The following is a 6974-nucleotide window of genomic DNA, read 5'->3' as shown; positions in this document are numbered from 1 at the left end:
AAATGCGGCAGCCAATCTCATGCAGGCGGGCTGCCCAGTCCAGCTTGCGGCTGGCACGTTCGCTCCCGGGTGGAGCAGCCTGGTCAAACAGTGCGCAGGCGGTGCGCGCCACGCGGTCTGCATGCTCCATGTCCACGCCAAACCGCTGCATCAGCCCTTGGACGGTGGTGGTGCGAAGGTCGGTGCCGGGTTGCTCCCGATCCAGAAGGTCATACAAGGCGCCCTGGCGTAGTGCTCCTTGCGCTACCTGCATCTCATGGATGTCCAGCAGGTCAAACACGGCGCGCAGCACGCTGATGCCCCCCCCGATGACTGCACGGCGCTCTTCCTTAAGTCCGTCCATGCGCAGCCGGTCGGCACTTTGGGCGCGGAGCAAACGCTCCCGCAGCCAGTTCAGCCCATCGCGGGTGATCAGACCCTGCGAACCTCCTGCGGCGGACAGAATGTCCCCCACGGCGCCCGCCGTGCCAGACGACCCATAGGCAACATCCCATGCATCGGGGCGAAAAGTCTCCAGCGCCTCATCGAGTACCGCCTTGGCAGCAATCTCCGCCGCCAGGAAGGCCTGGGCAGAGAACTCTCCCTTGGCAAAGTACCGTTGTGACCAGGCGACGCTGCCAACCCGGAAGGAGGCGACCGCGTGGGGCGTGAACTGCTCGCCGAGGATCAATTCGGTGGACCGACCTCCGATATCCACCACCAGGCGGCGCTCGTCCGACTGAGGCAGCAATCGGGCTACACCTTGGTAAATCAACCGAGCTTCTTCCGGGCCAGACACCACGTCGATAGGGTATCCAAGCACCTCACTGCCGCGTGACAGGAATTCTTCGCGATTGCGCGCTTCACGCAGTGTTTGAGTGGCCACTGCACGCACCTGCGCGCGGGGAAAGCCCGCCAGGCGCTCGCCAAAGCGCGCCAGACAAGCCCAGCCGCGCTCCATGGCGTCGCGAGTCAGGTTCCGATCTTCATCCAGCCCGTTGCCTTGGCGCACGGTTTCCTTGAGGTATTCCACCCGCTGGACGTGTCCGAACTCATAGCGCCCGATTTCCAGGCGAAAACTGTTGGAGCCGAGATCGACTGCGGCGAGGCGTGTGCCGTTCTGCATGTGTGTTTGGTGGGAGCTGCGTGCGGCATCGTACCGCGATGCGCGTGGCCTGATCCGAAGCGCGGGCCGCCATCGGCTGGGCGGGCAAGTGACCGGGAGATGGCGGGAGTGTGACGAGGTTGTGTGACGCATTCATGACGCCAGCGATGCCGCGTCATGAGGGGTGTTGCAATGGTCTGAGGATGGTCTTTTGTGTCACTGAATTGTCACGATAGGCCTCTAGAGTTCGCTCTGTTCCTGTTAACCCCTGCCGAAAGGTACCTCATGAAACGCGTATTTCTCAAAACCGTCGCAGTAACTCTGGCCGCCCTGGCAGTGGGCAACGCCTTTGCGGCAGACATCACCGGCGCCGGCGCTACGTTCCCCTTCCCGATGTATGCCAAGTGGGCTGAAGCCTACAAGAAGGAAACCGGCGTGGGTCTGAACTACCAGTCCATCGGTTCCTCGGGTGGTATTCGCCAGATCCGCGCCAAGACCGTGGCTTTTGGCGCTACCGATGCCCCTCTGTCGGGCGCTGAACTGGAAAAAGACGGCATGGTGCAGTTTCCTGCCATCATCGGTGGCACCGTGCCTGTGGTGAACCTGGACGGCTTCAAGCCAGGCGAACTGCGCGTGACCGGCACCGTCCTGGCCGAAATGTATCTGGGCAAGATCACTAAGTGGAACGATGCCAAGCTGGCAGCCCTGAACCCTGGCAAGACGCTGCCCGACCAGAACATCACCATTGTGCACCGCGCCGATGGCTCGGGCACCACATTCAACTGGACCGACTACCTGAGCTCTGTCAGCAAGGAATGGGCGGACACGGTGGGCAAGGGTGCTGCAGTGAAGTGGCCTGCTCAGTCTTCCGTGGGTGGCAAGGGCAATGAAGGTGTTGCAGCCAACGTGACCCGTGTGAAGGGTGCCCTGGGCTACGTGGAGTACGCCTACGTCAAGAAGAACAACATGACGTTCCTGCAACTGCAGAACGCTGATGGCAAGTATGTGGCGCCCGACGATGCCACCTTTGCAGCGGCGGCTGCGAGCGCTGACTGGTTCAGCGTGCCTGGCATGGGTATTTCGATGGTGAACGCCAAGGGTGCCAACAGCTGGCCCGTGAGCACGGCATCCTTCATCCTCATGTACGCCGACCCCGCAGACAAGGCCCAGTCAGCCGAAGTTCTGAAATTCTTTGACTGGGCCTTCAAGAACGGCAAGACCATGGCTGCTGACCTGGACTACGTGCCGCTGCCTGACGCTCTGACGGCGCAGATCCGTTCCAAGGTCTGGTCGCAAATCAAGAAGTAAGCGGTTTGCCCCAGAATAGTGCCCATCGGCCGGCTGGTCTGACCGATGGGCGCTGGTTTGTGGGGTCTCCAGAAGCCAGATGGGAGTCAACATGAGCGTGGGAACCACCATGAGTTCGCAACCCGTGTCCGTCAAGATGACGGACGCCCCCACACCGTCCATGGTGTCGATTGCCAAGCGGCAGCGCCTGCAGGACATCGTTTTCCATCGGCTGACCCAGAGCCTGTCGCTGCTGGTGCTGGTTGCGCTGCTGGGCATCATAGTTTCGCTGTTCATCTACGCGTGGCCAGCTTTTCACAAGTTCGGCATCCAGTTCATCTGGCGCGCTGAGTGGGACATCATCAATGAAGAATTTGGTGCGGCGATTGCCATCGTCGGCACCCTGGCCAGCGCAGGCATTGCGCTGCTGATCGCCGTTCCGCTGGCGTTCGGCATTGCGCTGTTCCTGACCGAAACCTGCCCTGTTTGGCTGCGCCGCCCGCTCGGCACGGCGGTGGAATTGCTGGCTGCCGTCCCGTCCATCATCTACGGCATGTTCGGCCTGTTCGTGTTTGCGCCATTGTTTGCAGACCATTTCCAGGTACCCGTGCAAAAGCTGCTCGGCTCCATGCCGCTGGTCGGCTTCCTGTTTGGCGGCAGTACCAACGGCTTTGGCATCCTGGCCGCGGGCATCGTGCTGGCCTTCATGGTATTGCCTTTTGTGGCTGCCGTGATGCGCGATGTGTTCGAGATTGTTCCCCCCATCCTGCGCGAGTCCGCCTATGGTCTGGGTTGCACGACCTGGGAGGTGGTGCGTCGCGTGGTGCTGCCCTACACGCAGAAGGGCGTGATTGGCGGCGTGATGCTGGGCTTGGGTCGGGCCTTGGGCGAGACCATGGCGGTCACTTTCGTGATCGGCAACGCCAACCGCATGCCCACCTCGCTGTTCTCGCCCGGGACGTCCATCGCATCCACGTTGGCCAATGAGTTTGGCGAGGCGGCGGACTTTCATTTGTCCACGCTGTTTGCCCTGGGCTTCCTGCTGTTTGTGATCACGTTTGTGGTGCTGTCGGCCGCCAAGATCATGCTGCTGCGCGCCGAGAAGGCCAAGGGCCTGTAAGCCCTGCAGCCCGCTCCCGACCCTCTTCAGAGACGAGCTCCATGGAATTCAATCAACAACTCTACAAAAAGCGCCAGCGTTCCAACGCCATTGGCCTGACCCTGTCACTGGGCGCCATGGCACTGGGCCTGTTCGTGCTGCTCTGGATCCTGAGCGTGCTCCTGTCCAACGGTTTTGCCGCTTTGGACTGGAACATGTTCACTCAGTCCACCCCAGCGCCCGGCTCCGACGGCGGTGGCCTGGCCAACGCCATCGTGGGCAGCCTGCTGATGGTGGGCTTCACCGTGTTAGTGTCCACGCCCATCGGCGTGCTGGCGGGGGTGTACCTGGCCGAATACGGGGACCAGAGCAAGACCGCCGAACTGACCCGCTTTGTGACGGACATCATGCTGTCGGCCCCTTCCATCGTGCTGGGCCTGTTCGTATATGCCATTGCGGTCGCTACCGTGGGCAACTTCTCGGGCTGGGCGGGCAGCCTGGCGCTCTCGCTCATCGCCGTGCCGGTGGTGGTGCGCACCACCGAGAACATGCTGCGCCTGGTGCCCGGCAGCCTGCGCGAAGCAGCCTTTGCCCTCGGTGCACCGCGCTGGAAGGTCTCGACCATGGTCACCCTGCGTGCTGCTCGCAGCGGCGTGATGACTGGCCTGCTGCTGGCTGTGGCCCGCATCAGTGGCGAGACCGCGCCCCTGCTGTTCACCGCGCTCAACAACCAGTTCTTCAGCACCAACATGAATGCGCCCATGGCCAACCTGCCGGTCGTGATCTTCCAGTTTGCGCTGAGCCCGTACGAGAACTGGGTTCGCCTGGCCTGGGGCGGTGCGCTGCTCATCACGCTGTCGGTGCTGATCCTCAACGTCGTGGCGCGGGTGTTCCTGCGCGAAAAGAACCGCGTGTGATTCCCTTTGCTGATCCGGCCAACGCCAACGCCAACGACAAGACTGCCTCCATTTTCAGGAATTGACAATGAACGCCACTGCTACCGCCACTGCCAGCAAGAACGCGCTGGAGCTGCGTAACCTGAGCTTTTTCTACGGCAAGTTCCAGGGCCTGCGCAACGTGAGCCTGGACATCGCCGAGCACAAGGTCACTGCCTTCATCGGCCCCTCGGGCTGTGGCAAGTCCACGCTGCTGCGCACGCTCAACCGCATGTACAGCCTGTATCCCGGCCAGCGCGCCGAGGGCTCCATCAGCTTCTACGGCCAGGACATCCTGGACCCCAAGCAAGACATCAACCTGCTGCGCGCCCGCATCGGCATGGTGTTCCAGAAGCCCACGCCGTTCCCGATGTCCATCTACGACAACATCGCGTTTGGCGTGAAGCTTTACGAGACGCTGAGCAAGAGCGAGATGGACGACCGCGTGGAGTGGGCACTGTCCAAGGCTGCACTGTGGACCGAGGTGAAGGACAAGCTGCACCAGAGCGGCCTGTCGCTCTCCGGCGGCCAGCAGCAGCGCCTGTGCATTGCGCGCAGCGTGGCGGTGAAGCCTTCGGTGCTGTTGCTCGACGAGCCCACCTCGGCGCTGGACCCGTTGTCCACTGCCAAGATCGAAGAACTGATCGACGAGCTCAAGCACGACTACACCATTGCGATCGTGACCCACAACATGCAGCAGGCCGCCCGCTGCAGCGACTTCACCGCCTACATGTACCTGGGCGAGATGATCGAGTTCGGTGCGACCGAGCAGATCTTCTTCAAGCCCGAGCGCAAAGAAACCGAAGACTACATCACCGGCCGTTTCGGCTAAGGAGACAGCAGATGCCCGATAAACATCTTTCGTCCCAGTTCGACAGCGAACTCAACAGCGTCTCTGCCCGCGTCATGGAAATGGGCGGCTTGGTGGAGTCGCAGATTCGCCAGGCGGTGTACGCGCTGTCGCAATTCAGCCTGGAGGCCGTGGAGACGGTGGCTTCGATGGAGACCCGCATCAATGCGATGGAGGTCGAGATCGACCAGGAGCTGTCCTCCATCATCGCCCGCCGCCAGCCCACCGCGCGTGACCTGCGCCTGCTGCTGGCCTTCTCCAAGGCCACGGCCAATCTGGAGCGCATGGGCGACGAAGCCAACAAGATGGCGCGCATGGTGCGCTCCATCATCGAAGGCGGCGCCCCGCGCTCGCTGCCATCGAGCGACCTGCGGGTGGCTGCCGAGCTGGCCTCAGGCCAGCTGCGCAAGACGCTGGATGCGTTTGCACGGCTGGACGTGAAGGCGGCGGTTGCCATCCTCAAGGAGGACGACCTCATCGACAAGGAGTTCGACGGCTTCGTGCGCAAGCTCATCACCTACATGATGGAAGACCCCCGCACCATCTCGCCCAGCCTGGATCTGCTGTTCCTCGCCAAGGCCATCGAGCGCATTGGCGACCATTCCAAGAACGTGGCCGAGCTCATCATCTATCTGGTCAAGGGCAAGGACGTGCGCCACACAGCCCTCGACGAGATCGAGTCGGCAGTGCTCTAAGTACGGGGCGCCGAAATCACCATGAGAAAGCTTCCCCGTGTCCTCATCGTGGAGGACGAACCCGCGATTGCCGAACTGATTGCAGTCAACCTGCGCCACAACGGTTTCCAGCCCTTCTGGGCGGAAGATGGCGACAGCGCGCAGCGCGAGCTGGATGCCGTACTGCCCGATGTGATCCTGCTCGACTGGATGCTGCCGGGGCAGAGCGGTCTGTCGCTGGCGCGCAAGTGGCGTGCAGACAGCCGCACCAAGCCCATCCCCATCCTCATGCTCACCGCGCGTGGGGACGAGCCGGACAAGGTGGCCGGGCTGGACGCCGGTGCCGACGACTACATCACCAAGCCCTTTTCCACGCAGGAGCTGCTGGCCCGCATCCGTGCGGTGCTTCGCCGCCGCGCACCCGAGCAGGTGAGCGACAGCGTGAGCATTGGCGAGCTGGTGCTGGATGCTGCGACCTACCGGGTCACCTTCCAGGGTCAGCCCCTGAAGGTCGGGCCCACGGAGTTCAAGTTGCTGCATTTTTTGATGAAGCACGCCGAGCGTGTGCACAGCCGCTCACAGCTGCTCGACAAGGTGTGGGGCGACCATGTCTTCATCGAGGAGCGCACGGTGGACGTGCATGTCAAGCGCCTGCGCGAGGCCCTGGGTGCAGCGTCCGTGATGGTGGAAACGGTGCGCGGCGCGGGCTACCGGCTCACTGCACAACCCCAGGTGCCGCTGTCGGCCTGATGGGGCAGGCGGGCTGCCGCCTGTGAGTGATGCGACGCGCTCGATGGCTGCTGTGCAGCGGGCCACTGCGGTCGGCGTGCATCGGTGGTGGCGATGGATGGATGTGATGGATCAATGGGCGCGCGTGTCGCGCCCCTGGCGTTTCTGAGAAGGCTTTGCAATCCGCATGCTGTGGCGTATTTCGTTTTTCCTGCTGTGGCAGTTGGCGGGTGGTGGCCTGGGGTGGTGGCAAGGCGGGCCCTGGGGTGCCGCACTGGGGGCCGCCATTGCTGCCTGGGCGTGGTTCGTGTGGGAC

The 6974-nt window shown here is 62.7% G+C and carries 7 protein-coding genes; 6 read left to right on the top strand and 1 reads right to left on the bottom strand.

The window, feature by feature from the left end:
- Positions 1 to 1105, bottom strand: a 1105-nt coding sequence (locus tag DBR23_RS22870) for an exopolyphosphatase (RefSeq protein WP_369882159.1), incomplete at its 3' end; no start/stop codon positions are given.
- Positions 1106 to 1369: 264 nt separating this feature from the next.
- Here DBR23_RS22870 and pstS point away from each other — a divergent pair.
- The 6 genes from pstS to phoB all read left to right on the top strand — a co-directional run bounded on the left by pstS (position 1370) and on the right by phoB (position 6679).
- Positions 1370 to 2392: a phosphate ABC transporter substrate-binding protein PstS gene (gene pstS / locus DBR23_RS22865; protein WP_108499680.1), complete on the top strand. Its 1023-nt coding sequence runs from the start codon at positions 1370 to 1372 to the stop codon at positions 2390 to 2392.
- Between the two features lie 109 nt (positions 2393 to 2501).
- Positions 2502 to 3491 carry a phosphate ABC transporter permease subunit PstC gene (gene pstC / locus DBR23_RS22860; protein WP_369804293.1) on the top strand — a complete coding sequence of 330 codons (990 nt, stop codon included), beginning with the start codon at positions 2502 to 2504 and terminating at the stop codon, positions 3489 to 3491.
- A gap of 41 nt (positions 3492 to 3532) precedes the next feature.
- Positions 3533 to 4387 (top strand): phosphate ABC transporter permease PstA, encoded by an 855-nt coding sequence (gene pstA / locus DBR23_RS22855; protein ID WP_056067253.1) that lies wholly within the window; start codon positions 3533 to 3535, stop codon positions 4385 to 4387.
- A gap of 67 nt (positions 4388 to 4454) precedes the next feature.
- A complete protein-coding gene (gene pstB, locus DBR23_RS22850) occupies positions 4455 to 5237 on the top strand; it encodes a phosphate ABC transporter ATP-binding protein PstB (protein ID WP_056067255.1) in 783 nt (260 codons plus the stop codon).
- 11 nt (positions 5238 to 5248) lie between these two features.
- Complete coding sequence (phoU, locus tag DBR23_RS22845) at positions 5249 to 5950, top strand: phosphate signaling complex protein PhoU (RefSeq protein WP_010457902.1); 702 nt, start codon at positions 5249 to 5251, stop codon at positions 5948 to 5950.
- 21 nt (positions 5951 to 5971) lie between these two features.
- Positions 5972 to 6679, top strand: a complete 708-nt coding sequence (gene phoB, locus DBR23_RS22840; protein ID WP_015013590.1) for a phosphate regulon transcriptional regulator PhoB — start codon at positions 5972 to 5974, stop codon at positions 6677 to 6679.
- The last annotated feature ends 295 nt before the right edge of the window (positions 6680 to 6974 follow it).

The sequence above is a fragment of the Acidovorax sp. HMWF018 genome, from assembly GCF_003061035.1.
Taxonomy (GTDB): domain Bacteria; phylum Pseudomonadota; class Gammaproteobacteria; order Burkholderiales; family Burkholderiaceae_C; genus Acidovorax; species Acidovorax delafieldii.
Note: the sequence above shows the minus strand (reverse complement) of the source record. Positions and strands in the feature narration are given on the sequence as shown.